The sequence below is a fragment of the Colwellia sp. MEBiC06753 genome (genome assembly GCF_053470325.1).
On record NZ_JBQMTM010000043.1, the window covers coordinates 1 to 721 of the forward strand.

2 tRNA genes and 1 rRNA gene are annotated in these 721 nt (G+C 43.8%); all 3 read left to right on the plus strand.

The features are described from left to right. A 16S ribosomal RNA gene (locus ACOB82_RS17695) occupies nucleotides 1–68 on the plus strand; the annotation flags it as partial. Between the two features lie 90 nt (nucleotides 69–158). Continuing rightward, a tRNA-Ala gene (locus tag ACOB82_RS17700) sits at nucleotides 159–234 on the plus strand. 124 nt (nucleotides 235–358) lie between these two features. Further along, nucleotides 359–435: transfer RNA gene (locus ACOB82_RS17705), tRNA-Ile, on the plus strand. Nucleotides 436–721 lie beyond the last annotated feature (286 nt).

A 721-nucleotide genomic window follows, 5' to 3' on the forward strand; every position in this document is an offset into this window, starting at 1 on the left:
GATTCATGACTGGGGTGAAGTCGTAACAAGGTAACCCTAGGGGAACCTGGGGTTGGATCACCTCCTTATCTTGAAGTAAAACGCTTCATGTTGAGTGTTCACACAAATTGCATAGATAACGAACGTAGAAGAAGTACCCTTTACTGAAAAGTAAATGAGGGGCTATAGCTCAGCTGGGAGAGCGCCTGCCTTGCACGCAGGAGGTCAGCAGTTCGATCCTGCTTAGCTCCACCACTTATTATTTTTAGTACTGGCTCGAACAAAGAGCGCACCCCGCCACGTATGAAAGCGGTGAGGTCGGCCTGTTTTTTTCAAGTCTGCCCAGACCTACCAGCTAGGTAAAGGTGAACGCAAATATAGGTCTGTAGCTCAGCTGGTTAGAGCGCACCCCTGATAAGGGTGAGGTCGGCAGTTCAAGTCTGCCCAGACCTACCAATTTAAGCGATATGCTTCGTTGAATAAACACTCATGTGCTGCTGTGCACACATCGTATTTATTTGCCTTGCCTCTCACTTAAATAGAAACTTCTTCAATAGAGAATGAGAAGCCAAACCTAAGGTATCTGCTAAAGATAAATTACGTTTGGTTTTTTAAACCACGATTTAAGCGAATGCGACTTAAATTGAGCTCTTTAACAATTTGGAAAGCTGATATATATCCCGAGATGATTATTTGATAATTATCTCGAACTGATTACTCTTTGTAAGTAACGAGTGTCGCG